This is a genomic window from Chitinophaga sp. H8 (assembly GCF_040567655.1).
Lineage (GTDB): Bacteria > Bacteroidota > Bacteroidia > Chitinophagales > Chitinophagaceae > Chitinophaga > Chitinophaga defluvii.
Genome location: NZ_JBEXAC010000002.1, coordinates 2572262 through 2591517, shown reverse-complemented (window position 1 = coordinate 2591517; position 19256 = coordinate 2572262). Strand labels below are relative to the sequence as shown.

The 19256-nt window shown below is 46.5% G+C and carries 14 protein-coding genes; 4 read left to right on the top strand and 10 right to left on the bottom strand.

The features are described 5' to 3' along the window. Positions 1-4: 4 nt before the first annotated feature. Positions 5-988 carry an aldo/keto reductase gene (locus tag ABR189_RS24155; protein ID WP_354663066.1) on the top strand — a complete coding sequence of 328 codons (984 nt, stop codon included), beginning with the start codon at positions 5-7 and terminating at the stop codon, positions 986-988. 93 nt (positions 989-1081) lie between these two features. Here ABR189_RS24155 and ABR189_RS24150 read toward each other — a convergent pair whose 3' ends face one another. The 10 genes from ABR189_RS24150 to ABR189_RS24105 form a co-directional block, all read right to left on the bottom strand. Then, a complete protein-coding gene (locus ABR189_RS24150) occupies positions 1082-2260 on the bottom strand; it encodes a n-acyl-d-glucosamine 2-epimerase (RefSeq protein ID WP_354663065.1) in 1179 nt (392 codons plus the stop codon). A gap of 73 nt (positions 2261-2333) precedes the next feature. Next, the gene (locus ABR189_RS24145; protein WP_354663064.1) at positions 2334-3275 is read right to left on the bottom strand and encodes a DUF4434 domain-containing protein; all 942 of its coding nucleotides are present in this window, start codon (positions 3273-3275) and stop codon (positions 2334-2336) included. A 78-nt stretch (positions 3276-3353) separates the two neighbouring features. Then, entirely contained in the window at positions 3354-4025 is a 672-nt protein-coding gene (locus ABR189_RS24140) for a GDSL-type esterase/lipase family protein (protein WP_354663063.1), read from the bottom strand. A gap of 10 nt (positions 4026-4035) precedes the next feature. Next, the gene (locus ABR189_RS24135; RefSeq protein ID WP_354663062.1) at positions 4036-4719 is read right to left on the bottom strand and encodes a GDSL-type esterase/lipase family protein; all 684 of its coding nucleotides are present in this window, start codon (positions 4717-4719) and stop codon (positions 4036-4038) included. A gap of 12 nt (positions 4720-4731) precedes the next feature. Next, positions 4732-6594, bottom strand: coding sequence for a sodium:solute symporter family protein (locus ABR189_RS24130; protein ID WP_354663061.1), 1863 nt, complete (start codon positions 6592-6594; stop codon positions 4732-4734). Positions 6595-6642: 48 nt separating this feature from the next. Beyond that, positions 6643-8043, bottom strand: a complete 1401-nt coding sequence (locus tag ABR189_RS24125; protein WP_354663060.1) for a DUF5009 domain-containing protein — start codon at positions 8041-8043, stop codon at positions 6643-6645. Continuing rightward, a complete protein-coding gene (locus ABR189_RS24120; RefSeq protein ID WP_354663059.1) occupies positions 8036-9340 on the bottom strand; it encodes an alpha amylase family protein in 1305 nt (434 codons plus the stop codon). Before ABR189_RS24120 ends, ABR189_RS24125 begins: the two co-directional genes overlap by 8 nt. 80 nt (positions 9341-9420) lie before the next feature. Next, on the bottom strand, positions 9421-11133 hold the full coding sequence (locus tag ABR189_RS24115) for a RagB/SusD family nutrient uptake outer membrane protein (RefSeq protein WP_354663058.1): 1713 nt from the start codon (positions 11131-11133) through the stop codon (positions 9421-9423). 5 nt (positions 11134-11138) lie between these two features. Beyond that, positions 11139-14198, bottom strand: coding sequence for a SusC/RagA family TonB-linked outer membrane protein (locus ABR189_RS24110; protein WP_354663057.1), 3060 nt, complete (start codon positions 14196-14198; stop codon positions 11139-11141). A 44-nt stretch (positions 14199-14242) separates the two neighbouring features. Next, positions 14243-16114 (bottom strand): FAD-dependent oxidoreductase, encoded by a 1872-nt coding sequence (locus ABR189_RS24105; protein WP_354663056.1) that lies wholly within the window; start codon positions 16112-16114, stop codon positions 14243-14245. Between the two features lie 521 nt (positions 16115-16635). On the opposite strand from ABR189_RS24105, the gene ABR189_RS24100 reads away from it, so the two are divergent. The 3 genes from ABR189_RS24100 (at position 16636) to ABR189_RS24090 (ending at position 19226) form a co-directional block, all read left to right on the top strand. Beyond that, positions 16636-17868 (top strand): ROK family transcriptional regulator, encoded by a 1233-nt coding sequence (locus ABR189_RS24100; RefSeq protein ID WP_354663055.1) that lies wholly within the window; start codon positions 16636-16638, stop codon positions 17866-17868. A 132-nt stretch (positions 17869-18000) separates the two neighbouring features. Further along, positions 18001-18123 carry a hypothetical protein gene (locus ABR189_RS24095; RefSeq protein ID WP_354663054.1) on the top strand — a complete coding sequence of 41 codons (123 nt, stop codon included), beginning with the start codon at positions 18001-18003 and terminating at the stop codon, positions 18121-18123. A gap of 26 nt (positions 18124-18149) precedes the next feature. After that, the gene (locus ABR189_RS24090) at positions 18150-19226 is read left to right on the top strand and encodes a saccharopine dehydrogenase family protein (protein ID WP_354663053.1); all 1077 of its coding nucleotides are present in this window, start codon (positions 18150-18152) and stop codon (positions 19224-19226) included. Positions 19227-19256 lie beyond the last annotated feature (30 nt).

Below are 19256 nucleotides of genomic sequence, written 5' to 3'. Positions count from 1 at the left end.
TTTCATGAAAAAAAGAATATTAGGAAACAGCGGATTGCAAGTATCTGCATTAGGTTTGGGCTGCATGGGCCTGAATTTCGGCTATGGCCCGGCTACCGGCAAGCAGGAAGCCATCAGATTACTGCATGCTGCTGTTGACCTGGGCATCACCTTTTTTGATACCGCAGAGGCTTACGGGCCTTTTACCAATGAGGAATTGCTGGGGGAAGCATTGGCCCCGTTCCGCGACAAGGTGGTAATTGCCACCAAGTTTGGCTTTAAAGAAGGTAAACCCGGTTTGGGAATGGATAGTCGTCCCGAAACGATCAGGGCCGTGGCAGAAGCTGCCCTGAAACGGTTAAACACAGATTATATTGATTTATTCTATCAGCACAGGGTAGACCCTGAAGTACCTATTGAAGAGGTGGCCGGTGTAATACAGCAGCTGATAAAAGAAGGGAAGATCAGGCATTGGGGCTTATCGGAAGTGGGAGCGGCTACCATCCGTAAGGCACATGCCGCACAACCGGTAGCGGCAGTGCAAAGTGAGTATTCTTTATGGTGGCGCGAACCGGAGCAGGAAGTATTGCCTGTACTCGAAGAGCTGGGAATTGGCTTTGTACCTTTCAGCCCTTTAGGCAGAGGTTTTTTAACGGGTGCCATCAATGAAAACACCCAATTTGACAGCACCGATTTCAGAAATACTTTGCCCCGGTTTTCGGCCGAAAACCGGAAAGCCAACCAGGCGCTGGTAGACCTGCTCCATGAAATTGCTGTTAAAAAGGAAGCGTCACCCGCACAAATTGCATTAGCCTGGCTACTGGCACAGCAACCCTGGATTGTACCTATCCCCGGCACTACTAAACTGCAGCGTTTACAGGAAAATACAGGTGCGGTTGCCATCACCCTGTCGACAGAAGATTTACGGCAAATTCAGGAGGCAGCATCAAAGATCTCCATACAGGGTGCCCGGTATCCGGAACATCTGCAAAAAACAGTAGGCAAATAAAAATATCACAAAAACAGTGTTAATAAAAATAGCCAGTCCTTTCGCGGGACTGGCCATTTTTATCATTTTCATTTTTCAGTTATCCGGTTAATACTAAGACGCGATAGGTTCCAATTGTGCGATCTTTTCCAGCGTTTGCCATACCTGGTATAACGCCCGCGGTACATGAAAACAACCTTTCCATTTACCACCCTTGAGTGATAATAAGGGTTGCCCCTGACGGGTAAGATATCCAAACCACTCTCCATGTTCCTGGTCTTTAAAATGTGCCCAGGTGTAAGCATGAACTTTCTCAAACCACGTTTTACAGGCTTCATTGCCAGTAATCTGATATCCCTTTGCCAGACATACCAGCGTTTCCATATGCACCCACCACAGTTTCTGATCCCACTCTAATTGCTGTACCGGATGCCCCTGCACATCCATAAAATAAAATATGCCACCATGCTCCTGGTCCCATCCATATTCCAGCGTGCGCAAAGCAATGGCCACGGCCTGTTCTGCCAGCTCCGGTCTGTTCAGTCGTACTGCCAGGTCCATAATGAACCACATCGCTTCAATCGTATGCCCCGGATTGATCAGGCGACCTTCAAAGCTATCGGAAAAACTCCCATCTGCATTGACGTTTTCCAGGATCAACCCCTTGTCAGGCTGGTAGAACACGTCCATTACTTCGTGCAGCACTTCGGGGATAAAACGGTTCACCGTTTCACTTCCCAGGATATGCTCCAGCTCCAGCGACAAATTGCAAAGGATCATCGGCAGCGCAAAGTTTTTCAGCTCACGCGTACCAGGAAAGGCTTTATTGTAAGCACCTTTGGGGTTATTACGTCTTTCCAGAATGTTATTAAACGTATCTTTTGCGATATCATAATAACGTTGTTCCGGCTGAATCTTATACAATGCGCCAAAACCCATGGCTGCAAAACAATCAGAAAAAATATTATAAGGCTGTGTCAGCGGCTGCCCCTCCCGGGTCAAAGAGAAATACCAGTTGCCTGCTGCATCCCTTCCATATTTCTCCATAAATGCAGCGCCCTGCTCGGCCAGCTTACGCCATTCTTCGCGGGGAGCTACCTTATCAAACAGCATGGAAAACAACCATACCTGCCTGCCCTGCAACCACATGAATTTATCGGTATCATACACCGCACCATCTCTTTCCAGACAAGTAAAATAACCTCCGTAAGTTTCATCCGGAGAATTTTTCATCCAAAAGGGCAGCACATTCTCCAGCAGTTCCAGCTTATACTGTTCAGCAAATTGTTTCATCTTAGTAATCAAATCTTTTTTATAGCCAGGTGCGATGCCGTACCGGCTATCAGCACTATCAGTCAGCTTAGGTTTATTTAGTTTTTAATGTTTCGAGATATTCCTTGTACCGGTTATATAAATGAGCTGCTTGTCCATAAGCAGACTGCGGGCTCATAAAATGGGAGAACTCAAACGTGATAGCCTTATCATAACCTGCCAGCCTGGCCGCTTCCAGCTTCAAACGCAGCTTCTCAAATTTAATAGGCAAAAACTTGATAGGCATATCCCGGTCAAATGACTCTGCATTGGTCCAGCATTGCAGCCCATACCGGTCAGCCATCTGCTTATTCACGGCAAAAAAATCAGGCAGCTCGTGGTAATCAATATGTCCATCCTGAAAAGCAACAGCATCTACTGCGCCACTGATATTCTCAAATATTTCGCTCCACTCTTTTTCATGTTCCTGAATAGACACCGCATCTTCTTTAGTTAGTTCAGCATGCGCCGCCATCACGGCCTTCTTGCCATCTATCCAGGGAGAAATAAAGGTGGGCAGCCCACCGCTGATCTCCTTGCATTGCAGTCCCAATGTACGGAAGGCATCTCCGGCGCCTTTTGTCCGCCGGCTGATTTCCATACTCAGGTACCACCCCCTAAAACTTTTATGGTGCCCATACTTACGCCACACCTCGGCTATCACAAACCGGTTGGCATCTATTTCAGGCTGCATATTGCCGGTATCCCAGTAATGTCCGCTATCATACAAACCAAAATAAAACTGCATGTCATATTTATCTGCCAGCTCCAGGTACATACCTACCAGGTCTACCGGGGGAGCATAACAGCCAAACTGCTGCTGCAGGTATTGGGAAGGATAGGTAATAAAACGACGGTAACCACTGCGGATCAGGATCACCGTGTCAATGCCTAGCGCTTTCATGTAAGCAAAATCCTTATCCCACTCAGCACGCCCCCAGTTTTGATGAGGAATATCGTGGCTGATCTCGTCCAGGAACGTTCCCGTTATTCTCATAGCAATCGTTTTGATGTATGCCGTTGCATCCAACCCGGCGCGTCTATCAAGCACACCAGGGGATGGCAACGGTAACAGTTATATGAATTTCTTCGCTTTCAGATATTTTACCCACTCCACATAAGCCATCGGCTTCAGGTGGATCCCATCTTCTGTCAATTCCTTTTTCAATTCTCCCTGCTCATCTGCAAATACTTCATGCAAATTGATATAGGTAAGGTGATGCTCCTGCACGACCTGCTGTATAGCCACATTCAGTTCCTGCACCTTTACATTCTTCCCTTTCAGATACGCATAGGGCAATACCGCTTCATTCAGGGGCAGCACACTCTGGATATACACTTTTGTTTTAGGCGACAGCTGTTTGATACGTGCTATGATACGCTGGTAATTATGGATGATCACCGCTATTGGCAATCCTCTTCCCAGATCATTGATGCCAATGAGCAGGTAGATGCGGGCGGGCTTTTCTGCCAGTATACCATCCAGCCGGCCCAATACACCAAAAGTATTATCACCGCCAATACCCCGGTTAATCACTTTCATGCCCGGCAGCAGGTCCTGCCATTTTCCTCTTTCCGTAATGCTGTTGCCCAGGAAAACAATATTATTATGCTGCTTGGGTACCTGATTAAAGTATTCCATCCTTTGCAGATAATATGGATTAGCGTAGTTGCTGTCTATTTTTTGTTGTGCTATCAAAAGATGCCCACAGGATAATAAAGATAGCAGCCCGAATATTTTTTTCATACACATTCAATTAAAGGAGCTTTTTTTCTTTTAAACCGGCTACCCATTTAATATAGGCAGCGGGCCGCAAATGCAATCCATCAGTGGTCATATCTCTCTTCAGCTGCCCGTTCTCATCTGTAAATACCGGGTGCAGATCTACATAAGGTACCTGGTTACGTCCGGCAATTTCCTGCAACAAACTATTCAGGCTTTTAATCCGCTCGTTGGTGATCTTCTTGTAGATATCCGCCAGTATTGGCTCATGTACGGGCAATACACTTTGCATATACACTTTAGTACCAGGACTTAATGCTTTGATCCGCTGTACTATCCGTTCCTGGTTATGGGCAATAACGGTTACGGGTGTTCCCCGTTTGATGTCATTTACCCCTATCATCAGAAATATCTTTGCCGGCTTTTCCTGCAGCGTTTCATCCAGTCTTGCCAATACACCATAGGAGTTATCCCCACTGATACCGCGGTTTTGCACCGGCTTGTTGCCAATGATCTCCTGCCAGTCGCCTACCTCTGTAATACTGTTGCCAAGAAATACAATCGCCTTCTTCTGTTTAGGTACATGCCTGAAAAAATCCATCCGTTGTTCATACCAGCCGTTGGCATAGCTACTGTCTGTAGACACCTCCGTTTGTGCGGTGGCAGACAAAAACATCGTAGCTAACAACGCACCGGTACCGATCATCTTTTTCATCATAGTTGCGCTTCTTTAATTGTTAGATGGAGTGATATTGGCAGGCATTTCATCCGCTTCTTTCAAACGGTTCCACCAGTATTTTTTCAATAGCCAGCTGGTAACGATAAAGATCAGTACCCATACCAGCATGTGATAATTTTCACGGATCATAAAGTAGATAGGAATAACTACCTGCGCCATCTGCCAGGTGATGCCCACTACAATATTGAACATATCGCGCTTGAAATCGTTATTGGGTTTAAAGCCGGGATCTTCTGCCATCACCTCCCGCTTGATAGGTCCCCAGAAACCCCATGGGCGGGTTTGACGGTAAAACTGTTTTACCGCTTCCCTGTTTTCCAATGGTGTCAAATAAGTGCCAATGATACAGCCCACAAAAGAAAACAGTAACATGATCGGGAACACGTAGATATCCACAATTTCCGGGAAGAAGAACAACTTCACGGAAGAACCGATCAGCCCGAATAACATGCCATAGAAATAACCATTCCCGGTAAAACGCCACCAGATCCATTTCAGCACGTTAGAGGCTGCGTACCCGCCATACAGGGCGGAAGTAATCCACAACGTCAGCTTGTTCAGGGAAGAAGCATTAAAGCCGAAAATGATCCCCAGCATCACCAATATTACAGACGACCAGATACTGAGCCGTATGTATTTGGCATTGGAAGCATTAGGGTTAATATATTTTTTGTAAATATCATTCACAATATAAGCAGGCGCTGCATTCACAAAGGCGGAGAAAGTACCCATGAACGCAGCCAGTAAACCTGCCAGCAATAACCCCTGTAACCCTACCGGTACAAACCGGGCAATCGCCAGCGGCAATACCTTTTCAAAATCAATGTCTTTCCCCATCGCACCCAACTCCGGCCCAAGGTATACCAGCCCCAACACCGCAAAAGCAGCTACCATCAGATAACGGGGAATGTATAATACCAGGATCGAACTCACACTCATTTTAGCAGCATCACTGGGGGTACGGGTAGACAATACCCGCTGCATATCATAGCTGGGCACCGGCCCGGCAATAGAAGCAAAAATCCCTTTGAACAGCATCATCATAAACAACAACCCGAACAACCCAAACCCATCCGAAGTGATCTTATCACTTACATTCGGCAAGGCCGTGGTGGTCCAGTCCAAACCAAGATTCCATCCAAAGGAAAGATCCTTCCACCCATTCGGTACCACGGCGTTGATCTGTTCTGCTGTAACAGAAGTATAGCCTATATAACCAATGATCAGACAGGCAATCGTCATAATAAAGAACTGAAGCACTTCGGTGGCTACCACACTGTACATCCCTCCTTTAATGGTGTATAAGGTAGTCAGGATACAAAGGATCAATGCATATCCTCTTTCAGAAGTTAAATGATAGGTGCCGATCTGCATACTCAGGTCCCACGGAAGAATAGAGGTACAGAACTTTCCAATCCCTTCAAAGAAATAAGCAATGAACCCGATTACACTGATAATGGCAAAAGCTACAATAATGATATGCGAAAGACGGGCGCCCTTCCCATCTCCAAAACGGAAGGTGATCCATTGTGCTCCCGTCATCGTATTAGACCGTCTCATCCAGATAGCCAGGTATACAAACACAAATACCTGGTTCCATACCGGCCATAGCCAGGGAATAAAAGCGCTTTTTAATCCGTAAATAAACAGGATGCTTACCGTCCACATCGTACCCGAAATATCAAACATGCCCGAAGCATTACTCAACCCCAGATAGTACCATTTCATGCTATTACCTCCCAGGAAGTAGGATTGCAGATCTTTGGAGGCCTTTTTGGAGATATAAAAGCCCAGGAAGATAACACCTATGATATAGGCGAAGATGATAACAATATCAATTACACTTAAGGACATCGGTTTGATTTAATGATAAAAACTGCTGTTATTCGGTTGATAAACAAGTTACGTTTTCCAGAACCATTTCCGTTTTACAAAAAAGATGGTGATCAGGGATACTACTCCGGTAAAAAGTATACCGCTTACATATCCTCCCCATACACTTTCCTGTAGTTTTCCATACCACGCTATTACACCGGTCAGCTTCAACACTGGCAGCAATAACAGGTTGCCTGCTGTATAAGCCACCATCGGGTTCTTACCGTTCAGTGCCAGAAAATGGATCAGTTGTTTAAGATAACCATATCTTTCCAGGATGCTGAATGCCAGCAATACCAGAAAAGCCAGTCCGCTGGTAACAAAATAATAGCTGTAGGTGGAAGGATCTTTTTTTATCCCTCCTTCCCAGGCTTCAAAAAACAATCCCAATAATAACAGGTAAATACCTGCCTGTAATAATCTGCTGAAATAAGCCGTATCACTGTTAGCTTCCATTTTACGCACCAGTAGCAACAGCGGCACGCATAAAGCAAAAGAGGCAAGCAGGTTTCCGTTTAATGCACGTGTATAAAGCCCCACCAGGTTTACCACGCATAACGCTACGCATATCAGCGCAACGATCAGCCATTTTGTACTGCCAGCTGCTGCAGGCGCTTCCTCCTTTGCTTTCATGCGTGTCAGCAACCACTCACCGGCAAACGTGCCGGGAATGATGATGAACAAATATTTGAGATAATAGAACTTATACATCCAGGGTACAGGCGACCAGTTAAACACCAGGTTATTCCAGGTGTCCGGCAATTTACCTGTCAGAAACACTGCCATAACAAAAGGCAATATCCCTATCCGCAGCCAGGGACGATCCCAGGTGGCCCACCAGATCAGGGAACCGAAAAAAGCCATATTCCCCAATACAATGATGATCACATCACTACGGTCCAGGCTAAACCCTTTTCCGGAAGCAAAAGGTAGTAATGCCAGCAAGGCAATAGCCAGTGCATAGGCCAGTACTTTTACCCCTGCTGCCAGTTGTTTACTGCTCCCCTCTTTCCAGCGGGTATACATCAGGCACAACAGCACAAAACAACCTATGGACAATAATTGCTCCAGGGCGCCGGGTGTCTGGCTCATCACCCATGCACGGGCATGCACGGTAAAGATGGCAAAGAATGTAAGCAACAGATAACGCTGCAAGATCTGGGAAAATATTGCAAAGGCAGGCGCCCCTTCTTTTACCTTACGCTGCAGGGCCAGTGGAAAGGCTGCCCCCATAGAGAACAGGAAAAAAGGGAATACCAGATCCACCCAGGTAATACCGGGTATCTCCGGATTGTAGCTGTTAGACGGCGGCGGCGTTTGCGCATGGTACATCCAGCCGGGCAAAATGCCAAAGGCAATGCTGCTGGATAATACCATGGCAAGGATAGCAAATCCCCGAAGCGCGTCCAGGCTGTTGCTTCTATTCATTTAAGCCGCGTTTTAACTCATCCCACCAACCCATATTAATCACGTGAACAATATCAAAGATCATGGCGCCATCAGAATGCGCACGGCACATTTTCAATGCTTTTACAAACTGCTCAGGATGGCCCTTGTATTGGTCTACATACAGACCGGCATACACCGGTGCTTTTCCTTTTACCAGTTTATTCACCAGCTCGGCAGAGCCTTCTACTGTATAAAAATCTTCTTTCCCTTTTCCCTGCCCCGCTTCGCCACGTTTTTCAATACTCTGGTTATTGATAGCTGCTGCTTCTGCTTTGGTTACTTCATAATAATAGTTGCCCGTGGTAAACAGGTCCAGCGCTTCTGCATAGGCATATTGCTGATACTTGTCTGTAGCCCATGGGTAATCCTTTGCAGGATCATAGGTTTTGCTGGCCCAGTTTACGCCTACCTCATAATAGGTGGGATACCAGGAACCGGTATAATCACCATAGCTCAGCTGGGGATTGATTTTTTTCAGTGCGGCCTTTGCTTCGTACACAAAATCATGGATCACTTTCGTGCGCCATTCCAGCCACTTTTTATATAAAGGCCCTTCTACCCTGGCTGGTTTTTCACCAGTACCATAAGAGAAAATATCTGCAGGCCAGTTTTTCACTTTTGCTTTGTTGTATTTTTCAAACAACTTCCTGGACTCATCAGAGAAATCAGCGGTAATGCCATCATACCGCACCCTGTCCAGGATAATGCCATCCATCTGCGGATACATTTTCACCAGCTCCTTCAGAATAGACAACTCGTATTGCTGTACATCCTTACGGGCCGGATTCAGCATAGCTGAATACTTGTTCTTCTGTTGTGTAATTGGTGTCATCCCCTCCGGCAGATAACTCAGTGTCTGCCATTTTGCTTTGGCAGGATCACTATATACCACGCCACGGTCCATATGATTATGCCCTGCTACAAACACATTGGTAGAGGCATGTACCTTCATCCCGCGCTGATGCGCTTCCGCGATGAATACGGTCATCATATCAAAACTGCCATCCTTCTTCACACCTGCCCATTCGTTCATTACCGGTGCAATACGGCTGGGATACAATACTTCTCCGGAAATAGGTTTCAGATCCACTACCACATCTGTTATCCCGGCATCTTTTGATTTGTCGAGGTAATAGATGATGGAATCCTTCACAGAAAACCTTTGAAAATTAGCGGTAGCATCAAACCACAGGATATGCTTACGGGCATGTTGTGCATTTACTGCAGACATCCCACCTAACAGGCAACTAAATAACAGGCAGACAACTTTTCTCATCGTTCCTTTTTAAGACTAATTCAATTTATCAGTATGCCAGGCTGGCTAAAGGATTCCTTCTTTAGCCAGCCTGGCAGCAATTATTCCCAACCTGGGTTGGTGGTCAGTTTATCATTCAGGTTACGCTCCTGCTGAGGAATAGGGAACAGGTAATGACGAGGCAGGAATGCCCGGTCGTCACGACTCATGATCTTATTCGCTTCGCTGGTATAGTCCGGAATGTTGTTCAGATCTGTAACAGCAGATTTTTTAAAGTTAGGTTTGCCCAGTGGATCAGCCTGCGTTTTGGCAGCACCATATACCTTACCTGGCATCACCAGTTCAGCAATCTTCCAGCGGCGGATATCAAACCAGCGGAATCCTTCCAGTGCCAGTTCCACCCCACGCTCCCGGCGTACCAGCTGACGCATTTTATTTGCATCCCCTGCTACTGCTGCAGCTACATCCGGCATACCGGAACGGTTACGTACTTTGTTGATCGCATCTGTTACTGTAGCATCCAGCTGTCCCATTTCAATCTTCGCTTCTGCATACGTCAGCAGTATTTCAGCATAACGCATGAAGATCCAGCTCACCCTTGCCTTGGTGATATCCTCATCGGTAAAGGTATATTTTGCCCACAGGTAACCTACCCCACTTTTGGCCGGGCCATAAGGACTGGATAGATCCTGGTTATCACCGGCAGCCCAGGTATTGGTGGTAAAGTTGTAAAAATTGGTCTGAGTATTATACACATCAAATACACAACGGCGGGGGGCATTGCCACTGCCATACAGGGTGATGGTATCTCCGGTCATCATCACGGTCCAGCGTAAACGGGAATCACGGTTCCTGGATGGATGAGCAGGATCATAGATAGTGGATTCGTCTATACGTTTACCTTCCTTATCTTCAAATAGATCCACCAGTCTTTGTGTCGGAAATTTACCGGACTGTGCACCCAGGTTACGGGAGCCTTGCCCTAATGCCAGGTAGTTCAGTGAATTGGCAGCGGCATCTGCAAACATCAGTTCAAACATGATCTCCTTACCGGCATTGGCAGTCTGACCAGAGCGGGTAAACAGGTCCTGGAATTTAGGGTTTAACCCATAACCCCCTTCCCGGATCACTTCGCCAGCTGCCTCTGCAGCTACCTGATACTGCCCGTCAAACAAAGCAATACGTGCTTTCAATCCCAATACTACGCCTTTGGTTAAACGGCCACGATCCGGAGAAGCATATTTTAATACCTTGGCGCAACTATCCAGCTCGTCCAGCATAAACTTCACCACCTCTGCTTTGGGTGTTCTGAGAGGCTTATACTCTGCTGGTGTTAATACCTTGGTGATCAATGGCACATCTCCATACATGTTTACCAGGTGAAAATAAGCAAACACTCTCAACGTCCGGGCTTCTGCACGGATACGCTCATACGTGTCCGCTGCTACATTGTTTTTACCTACTACCATCCCGTCCAGTAAAGTATTGGCGCGCTGGATCATTACATAGGAAAAGTTCCAGATGTTGGCCACATTACCATCATATGTATCATAGATACCTGCTGCCAAACCCGGTGCACGCTCTACCCCAAAATCTGTCCAGTGGTCAAAGGTAACCTGATAAGGTACGGAACCGGAGTTCCAGTAAGTAGATTGATATAACCCGGTCAGTGCACCGTTCATCTCTCCTTCTGTGTTCAGAAAGCTACCGGTGGTAGGTGTTGAAATCGGACTTCTGTCCAGGAAATCCTTACAGGAAGTAAATGCAAGTGCTGACAGGCAAATGCCTAATATATATAAATTCGTTTTTCTCATGTCCTTTAGAATTTAATGTTCATACCAACAGTGTAGGTTTTCATGATGGGATAAAAATCCCCTGTAGAGTTCCGGATCTCCGGATCAAAGCCAGGATAGAAATTATCTGCGGTAAACAGGTTTTGCCCGCTTACATATACCCTCCATGATTTGATCTTTGCTCTTTTCAAAATTGACTCTGGCAAAGTATAACCCAACACCAGGTTCTTCAGGCGCAGGTAAGCACCGGAACGCATCCAGTAACTGGAGTTTTTCTGGTTGTTATCAATATCCACTGTTAAGCGTGGGTAAGAAGCATTCGGATTGTCTGGTGTCCAGTAATCTTTATGCTGCTCATAGGCAGTACCCTGGAATTCAGAAGAATAAAATGCCCATGCACCGTTACCGGACAAGTAATTATCTCTTTTGCCCACACCCTGGAAAAACACGGTCAGGTCAAAACCTTTCCAGCCAGCATTCAGGTTCAGGCTATATTCATAGCGCGGGATATTGCTACCCAATACTACCTGGTCAAAAGCATCTATTTTACCATCCGGTACACCATCTGGCCCGCTCACATCCTTATAACGGATATCACCAGGTTTGGTATTGGTATAATGCGTAGGTGCCTTGTCTATTTCTTCCTGGCTCTGGAACAGTCCTTCTGCGATATAACCATAGTAGGCATCAATAGGATAACCTTCTCTTTTAATGGTCAGCCCTTCCATATAATCCAGGCCATTCAGGTTGATCAGCTTGTTACGCACATCAGACAGCGCAAACTGTGCACCATAGGAAAATTCACCTACACGGTCTCTCCAGCCCAATGCCAGTTCCCATCCTTTATTTTCCATTGCCCCCACATTCACAAAAGGAGCATTTAAACCGGTTAATTTAGGAATAGGTAATTTCTGCATGGTGTTAGCAGTACGGCGGTGGTAATAATCCGCACTAACGCTCAGTTTGCTGTTCAGGAAGGATAGATCCAACCCCGCATCAAACTGGTTAGCTTCTTCCCATTGCAGGAAAGGATTGCTGGCATCTGTTACTGCATAACCTGAATTAACAGCATTGTTGAAAAAGTAATTGTACCCTGGCAGGAAAGCAGAAACAGTAGGGTAATAATTATCCAATCCCTGCGTACCCAGTTTACCGTAGGAAGCTCTCAGTTTAGCATCGTTGACTACAGGTGCAATACCACTCCAGAAGTTTTCCTGCGACATTCTCCATCCTGCAGATACAGAAGGGAAAAAGCCCCAGCGGTTACCTTTAGCATAACGGGAAGAAGCATCCCAACGGCCATTTACTTCAAGCAGGTATTTGTCCTTATAGCTATAGTTGATCCTGGAGTAGAAAGATAACATAGCCCACTCTGCTGCTACACCATTATTGCTCATGGTATTGGCATCTCCTACGCCCAGGTAAGGCATATCCGGGTTATTAAAATTCCGGCGGGAACCCAACAGGGTATCTCCTTTATACTCTTCTGCAGAAAAACCACCTAATACTTTTACGGTATGCTGGCTCAGCGTTTTTTCATAGCTGGCCTGTGCACGGAAAATAGATTGTTTAGTTTCTCCCCTGGATTCGCTCAGACTATTATCACCAGGATACCTGGTCATCAGTTTTAAAGAGTTGGTAGTAACATCTCCGGCATATATATCATACTGCTTCTGCATGTTTTTGTTATGCAGGTTAATATTATTGGAACTATAGGTAGCCAATAATTCCATACCCGGGATAGGCTTATAGTTCAGGGTACCGGTCAGTACCTGTGTATTAATGATACTACGATTGAAACCGGAAGCTTCCGCCAGGGCAATGGGGTTCCTGTTGGCCCAGCCTTCGCCGTATTCGCCGGTATCAAATCTACCAGCTACATAAGCTGGCAACCCGATCATCTGGCGGATCAGGAAACCGGGAGTAGCAATACCCGGCCAGTTGCGCTCGGATTTGTTCATCACCAGGTCCATGGAAGCTGTCAGATTTTTAGCCAGGTTGATATCTGTATTAAAACGGAAATCGGTACGGCGGAAATCGGTATTGGCAGTCAGCCCTTGCTGGTTCAGTAAAGCACCGGAAGCAAATAACCGGATCTTATCTGTACCCATACGCAGGCTCACGTTATGATTATGCATTAAACCGCTGTTGGTCAATACCTGTTTTTTCCAGTCGGTATTAAAACGGGTAAAATTATCAGGTCCCAGGGTTTTGTAATCTTCTATTGCCTTTTCAAAAGCAGCTGGTTTACCCACATTTTTCAGTGCCACATCATACATCTGCATGTGTTCCAGCGCACTTACTTTATTAGGCAGGTTCGTAGCATTCTGCCAGGAAGCATACCCGTTATATTCTACTGATAAAGGTTGCAGAGTACCTCTTTTAGTAGTTACCAGCACTACCCCATTGGCAGCACGGGAACCATAAATAGAAGCTGCCGCCGCATCTTTCAGTACGGTAATGGATTCAATATTGTTGGCATCGATCGCATCCAGGCTCATCTCCACATTGTCGATCAATACCAGCGGATTATTACCACCAAACATACTGCTGATACCACGGATACGGATCGTACCCGCATCAGCACCCGGTGCACCGGATTGCTGGGTAACGGTGATACCTGGTGCAGCCCCTTGCAAAGCCAGGGAAGTAGAAGCCACCATCCGTTTGGAGAGTTCTTCTCCTTTTACTACGGATAAGGCCCCGGTCAGGTTCACTTTCTTCTGTGTACCATAACCTACTACCACTACTTCATTCAGATCGCTGGCTGTTTCTGCCAGCTTTACTTTTAATTGTGCAGGTACTTTGACAGGGATTTCCTGCGTGGTATATCCCATCATACTGAATATCAGCGTAGCCTCTGCAGTATTTATCTGCAGGCCAAATGCGCCGTTTCCATCAGTCTGCATGCCCTGCGATGTACCTTTAACCTGTACAGTAACGCCCGGCATCGGATTCCCTTTTTCATCGGTAACAGTACCTGTTACATTTTTTGATTGCGCCTGTGCAAACTGGAAGGAAGTTATTGCCAGCAATAACAACCAGATCCATTTGCTTTGCCTCATTTTGGTACACACGTATTTCATAAGTGATCCAGATTGGTTTGAAAATGTTAATGATGTGATAGCTTTTAGTTTTTCAGATTTCCGTTAAAATCTACCTGCTTTTCAAAAGGATGCAGGTAATGGTCCAGCATGACAGCCAGTGTGCGGCGTGGTAGTGTTCCATTTTCATTCCATGAACTATTTGGAGAAAGTGTTCCCCAACTGGCCTGTAGTTGTGCCAGCGTAACGGGTTGTTTGATCACTTCCATAATTTCTACAAAGCTTTTTGGGGTGAGCATTTCGCCAGAACCACCCAGGTATGTTTTTAACGCCGGATAGTAGCCTGCCAGCCCGCTCACCAGTTCATACTGACTCATGGGCTGTTCCGGGTAAAACCAGGTTTGGTTGGCCCACCTGTAAGGTACTCCTGTACCTTTCATAATACCGGTAGCGCCCACACGCTGAATAGCTGCAAACTGCGGATCAGTTACAGCTACATCCATAAAAGGCATGAGGTAAGCTTTGGATTGCAGTAATGCAGCCTGTACTTCCCGGATATTTACCTGCTCCGGCTGTTGCTGGTTTTTCAGGCTCACCGCAGCGAGTGCACCTGCTGCCTGACCAATACCCAGTACTACCGGTTGCAGGCGGGTAGCGCCATTCACAATATTGGATACACTGATGCTCTTTTCGGCTACGATCAATCCGGATACACCTTTAGGTACTAAAGACCCCAGCGGTATATTATAGGAAGGCACGCGGATCTTCACAAAATCGATCTGCGGTGCAGCAGTATTTTTCAGGTGATGGTGATCAATGGGATAATCCCCTACAGCAATACCCGTACGGTAAAATGCATCCGGCTGGTCATATGGCTTCGCCACATGATTCACGGTAAAGGTAACCTGTCCTACTACCCGGCGGGATTCGCGGTGATAAGGAATAAAAGGCAGTTTATCTTTAGTAGGGTATTCGTCGTCCGCAATACCCAGATGTTTGTAGCCCAGTACCGTTTGCAGGTAATAGAGGAAACGGAGGGTGTGCAGCTTGGCTTCCTTCAGCGCTGCTTCTCTTTCTGCCGGTGTTTTTTCTATGATGTTCAGGTAAATATCATTGCCGCATTTGGGCCAGTTGATCATATATTTATTATTGGGCAACTTGCCATACTGCATCATGGTGAAGCAGTTGTTCTTCGGACTGTCGAAGGAGGCGGGATCAGATACATCGCAACAGCAATCAAATTCCGCCGGATTGTATCCCGCAGGTTTAGGGATCGTTTTATCCGCACCCTTGCCATAATCTTTCAGCACCACTACATATGTCAGGTCCTGGATAATGTCGTTGGCTTTTTCCGGTGCCTGGGCTTCCCCTATTTCATCCCTGGCATCCATGCCAATACGGTATTTTGCACCTGCGGCTGCCATTACATCGCCCAGCTCGGTAGCATCTATGATCAGGCGGGCCTGGATAGTACGGCGCTTTTTACCCTGCACGACGGTCATTTCCCAGCCATCGTTCACTTTTTTCACACTTTCCCAACGGGTATCATACAATACCTGTACATTTTTCTCTGCCGCCATCATTTGCTTAAAGATCTTGTTGGCCACAGATGGTTCAAACAGGGTATTGCTCACCCAGCCGGTGGCTACCGCCTGAGGACCACCATAATAGTCGTACAGGTGCTGACGGAATTCTCCCCACAAGCCACCAGGCATATGATGGTTACCATCAATAGCCGTTACCCCTGCTGCGGTAAGCATGCCACCCAGCCAGGGTGTTTGTTCCACCACCGTTACCTGCACGCCCATGCGGGCTGCCTGTATAGCCGCTGTAGTGCCGCTGGCGCCGCCGCCTGCAATCAATAAATCCGTCTTAATCGTTTGTGCGAAGGATTGTAAACCAACCAGAGAACAAACCATTGCGATCAGCAAGTGCCGTGAATGCCGTAAAAATCCCATTATCTAATACCAGGTTTCGTTTATTAATAAGCGTTTATTTCCGTTCTTTCCGTTTGATTGATGCAGACAATAAATTGCCCGGAGGATAACCAGCAGTCATCCCTGATCTTATTATTAATTATTACGTGTTATTATCAGGTTGGTCTTTCTCTAAAGCTGCGTTAAATACACAAGTGTTTTTCTCTTGGAACCTATAATGTTGTTTGTTGCTCGTTCTGACCACTAAATAAGAATATTTTTAACAATTAATCAAATCTTTTTAATTTTTTTTCTTAACTAATACTTAATAGACTCCCGGATAATGGAAAGGAGACTGCCTGGTCCGGACTTCCAAAATGCCTGAAAAGCAAATCCATCCTGACAAAATAGCCCTCCGTTTCCCTTTTTCTGGTCTGTGAAAACGGGCGGAGAACTTTCTTTTTAATTTTTTTTATAAACCCTATATTTGTCCCTTAAGTACCACGTAAACCCGCGGGATATTCCCCGGGATTTAATCCGTACCCCCTTAAACAACGCCAAGCATGCCCGGACAGCACTCCTTTTTTGAAGAGTTGAATACAGAAAACCTTTCAGGTGTAGCCTATAAGAACCTGAATCTCAAAAAGCAGATCATTGCCTATTTTGCCAATACCGGCAATGCCACCATTGCCGACCTGAGTAAAGAACTCAATGCCAGCGCACCTAAAGTAACCCACCTGCTCACCGAACTGATGCAGGACGGGCTGGTACAGGACTATGGAAAAATAGACTCTACCGGAGGCCGCCGGCCTAACCTTTACGGCCTTACACCGGATGCAGGCTTTTTTATCGGCGTAGAAGTAAAAAGATATCATATCAACCTGGGCCTCCTGGACTTTAAAAAGAACCTGATCAAATTATCGGAAAGGGTGCCCTACGAGCTAAATAATACAGAGGCCTCCCTGGATGAACTCTGCAAGATTATCTCCCGCTTTGCGGATGAACTGCCCGTTCCCCGCGAAAAAATATTAGGCGCCGGGGTAAACCTTACCGGCCGTATCAATTATGCGACCGGTTATAGCTATAGCTTTTTCCACTTTGGGGAAGAGCCGTTGAGCAAAACAATTGAGGCCCGCACGGGCATACGTACTTTCCTGGAAAACGATTCCCGCGCTATGGCGTACGGAGAATTCAGCAGCGGCATCATCAACGGGGAAAAGAACGTTTTATTTATCAACCTGGACCATGGCATCGGGATGGGTATCCTGATCAACGGACAGCTCTACTACGGCAAATCCGGTTTTGCCGGCGAATTTGGCCATATTCCCTTCTTTGATAATGAACTGATCTGCCACTGCGGCAAAAAAGGATGCCTGGAAACAGAGGCCTCCGGACAGGCCCTGGTACGGATCTTCCGCGAAAAACTCCAGGAAGGATCCTCTACCGTTCTCACCCGCAAGCTTAAACGCCCGGAGGATGTTATGCTGGAAGATATTATCCATGCTACCAACCATGACGATGTACTGGCTATTGAACAGGTAGCCCTGGTAGGAGAAAAACTGGGTAAGGCTATTGCCATGCTCATTAATCTCTTTAATCCGGAACTGGTGATCCTGGGCGGCAGCCTTTCCAGCACCAATGATTATATACGCCTCCCTATCAAAAGTGCCATCAATAAATACTCCCTCAGCCTGGTATACAATGATACCCAACTTAAAATTTCCAGTCTGGGTGAAAAAGCAGGTATCGTAGGGGCTTGCTTGTTGGTAAGAAATAAATTACTCACCTTGTCTTAAATGCCTGAACGAAAAAAGCAGGCATCATAGGGCTCGCTTACCGGTAAGAAAATAAATTGTATCAACACCGCTGCACTTAATCTTCCTAATTTTTTTATAAAAGTTACTATTTCGGGGGATAAAATTTTACATATGCAGCGGCAGTTCCTTTATACCTTTTCCCTTTTTTTCTTGCTCTCCTGTATAGGCACTACCGTTACCCAGGCGCAACCTGCCCCGGTAATACTCCGGGAAAAAGGATACCTGAAAAAGTAATCAATATTCTTTTGTACTTTTCACCTATGCAACAAAACACTTTCCTGCTTTACGGTGCCAATGGTTATACCGGCGAACTGATTGCCCGCTTTGCCAGTCAATACGGGCTGCAACCTATTCTTGCCGGCAGAAAAAAAGAAGCTATTGAAACGTTGGCGGCTAAGCTCAGACTACCTTACCGGGTATTTGAGCTGACCGACACCACAGCGCTGAAAAGTGCCCTGCAGGAAGTGAGCCTGGTAGTGCATGCTGCCGGACCTTATGATCATACGGCTGCACCGGTAATCAGAGCCTGTATGGACACCCATACCCATTACCTGGACCTGAACGGAGATGTGGATGTATTTGAGATGTTGCAAGGATACGATCAACAGGCAAGAGCCAACAATATCATGGTGATGCCGGGGGCAGGCTTTGATGTAGTACCCACGGATTGTATGTCACTATGGCTAAAAAATCAGCTGCCGGATGCCCATGCGCTAAAGGTGGCCTTTGCTACTTTTGGCAGTACGCTCTCGCATGGCACTGCTGTTACTACCTTACAAAAACTGGGCATGCCCGGCGCTACCCGGAAAAACGGGGTCATTGTTCCGGAACCGGTAGGCAAAAGCGGGATGTGGGTGGAATTTCCGGCTTATCAGCAAAAGGCTTTTGTGATGACCATCCCCTGGGGAGATCTGAGCACCGCTTTTTATTCTACCGGAATCCCCAATATCGAAACCTATACCGGGATGAATCCTGGTACATGGCGGCTCCTGAAAGTACAGTCTTTGTTTAACTGGTTACTACGCACCAAACTGGTACACCGGATAGCCAGGAATATTATTGACCGCCGGTCGCCCGGACCGGATGATGCCATGCGGGAAAAAGCCCAATGCCTGGTATGGGCGCAGGTAACCAACCCACAGGGCAAATCGCTCTCCGCCACCATGCGCTGCCCGGAAGCCTATGATCTTACGGCACATGCTATTCTGCTCATCTCACAGAAAATATTAAACAATCAGTTTAAACCAGGGTATCAAACACCGGCCAGCGCTTATGGGCCCGACCTTGTGCTGGAAATTCCAGGCGTCACCAGGGATGCCGCTCCTACAGCATCATAAATTAGAGAATCCGGGAAAGCGATCCGCAGC

Excerpts from the sequence above, each read along its gene's own strand:
- ABR189_RS24140 (WP_354663063.1), bottom strand. The coding sequence starts at position 4,025 with ATGAAAAAAATATTCGGGCTGCTATCTTTATTATCCTGTGGGCATCTT.
- ABR189_RS24105 (WP_354663056.1), bottom strand. The coding sequence starts at position 16,114 with ATGGGATTTTTACGGCATTCACGGCACTTGCTGATCGCAATGGTTTGT.
- ABR189_RS24130 (WP_354663061.1), bottom strand. The coding sequence starts at position 6,594 with ATGTCCTTAAGTGTAATTGATATTGTTATCATCTTCGCCTATATCATA.
- ABR189_RS24120 (WP_354663059.1), bottom strand. The coding sequence starts at position 9,340 with ATGAGAAAAGTTGTCTGCCTGTTATTTAGTTGCCTGTTAGGTGGGATG.
- ABR189_RS24095 (WP_354663054.1), top strand. The coding sequence starts at position 18,001 with ATGCAGCGGCAGTTCCTTTATACCTTTTCCCTTTTTTTCTTGCTCTCC.
- ABR189_RS24100 (WP_354663055.1), top strand. The coding sequence starts at position 16,636 with ATGCCCGGACAGCACTCCTTTTTTGAAGAGTTGAATACAGAAAACCTT.
- ABR189_RS24115 (WP_354663058.1), bottom strand. The coding sequence starts at position 11,133 with ATGAGAAAAACGAATTTATATATATTAGGCATTTGCCTGTCAGCACTT.
- ABR189_RS24135 (WP_354663062.1), bottom strand. The coding sequence starts at position 4,719 with ATGATGAAAAAGATGATCGGTACCGGTGCGTTGTTAGCTACGATGTTT.
- ABR189_RS24110 (WP_354663057.1), bottom strand. The coding sequence starts at position 14,198 with ATGAAATACGTGTGTACCAAAATGAGGCAAAGCAAATGGATCTGGTTG.
- ABR189_RS24125 (WP_354663060.1), bottom strand. The coding sequence starts at position 8,043 with ATGAATAGAAGCAACAGCCTGGACGCGCTTCGGGGATTTGCTATCCTT.
- ABR189_RS24150 (WP_354663065.1), bottom strand. The coding sequence starts at position 2,260 with ATGAAACAATTTGCTGAACAGTATAAGCTGGAACTGCTGGAGAATGTG.
- ABR189_RS24145 (WP_354663064.1), bottom strand. The coding sequence starts at position 3,275 with ATGAGAATAACGGGAACGTTCCTGGACGAGATCAGCCACGATATTCCT.
- ABR189_RS24090 (WP_354663053.1), top strand. The coding sequence starts at position 18,150 with ATGCAACAAAACACTTTCCTGCTTTACGGTGCCAATGGTTATACCGGC.
- ABR189_RS24155 (WP_354663066.1), top strand. The coding sequence starts at position 5 with ATGAAAAAAAGAATATTAGGAAACAGCGGATTGCAAGTATCTGCATTA.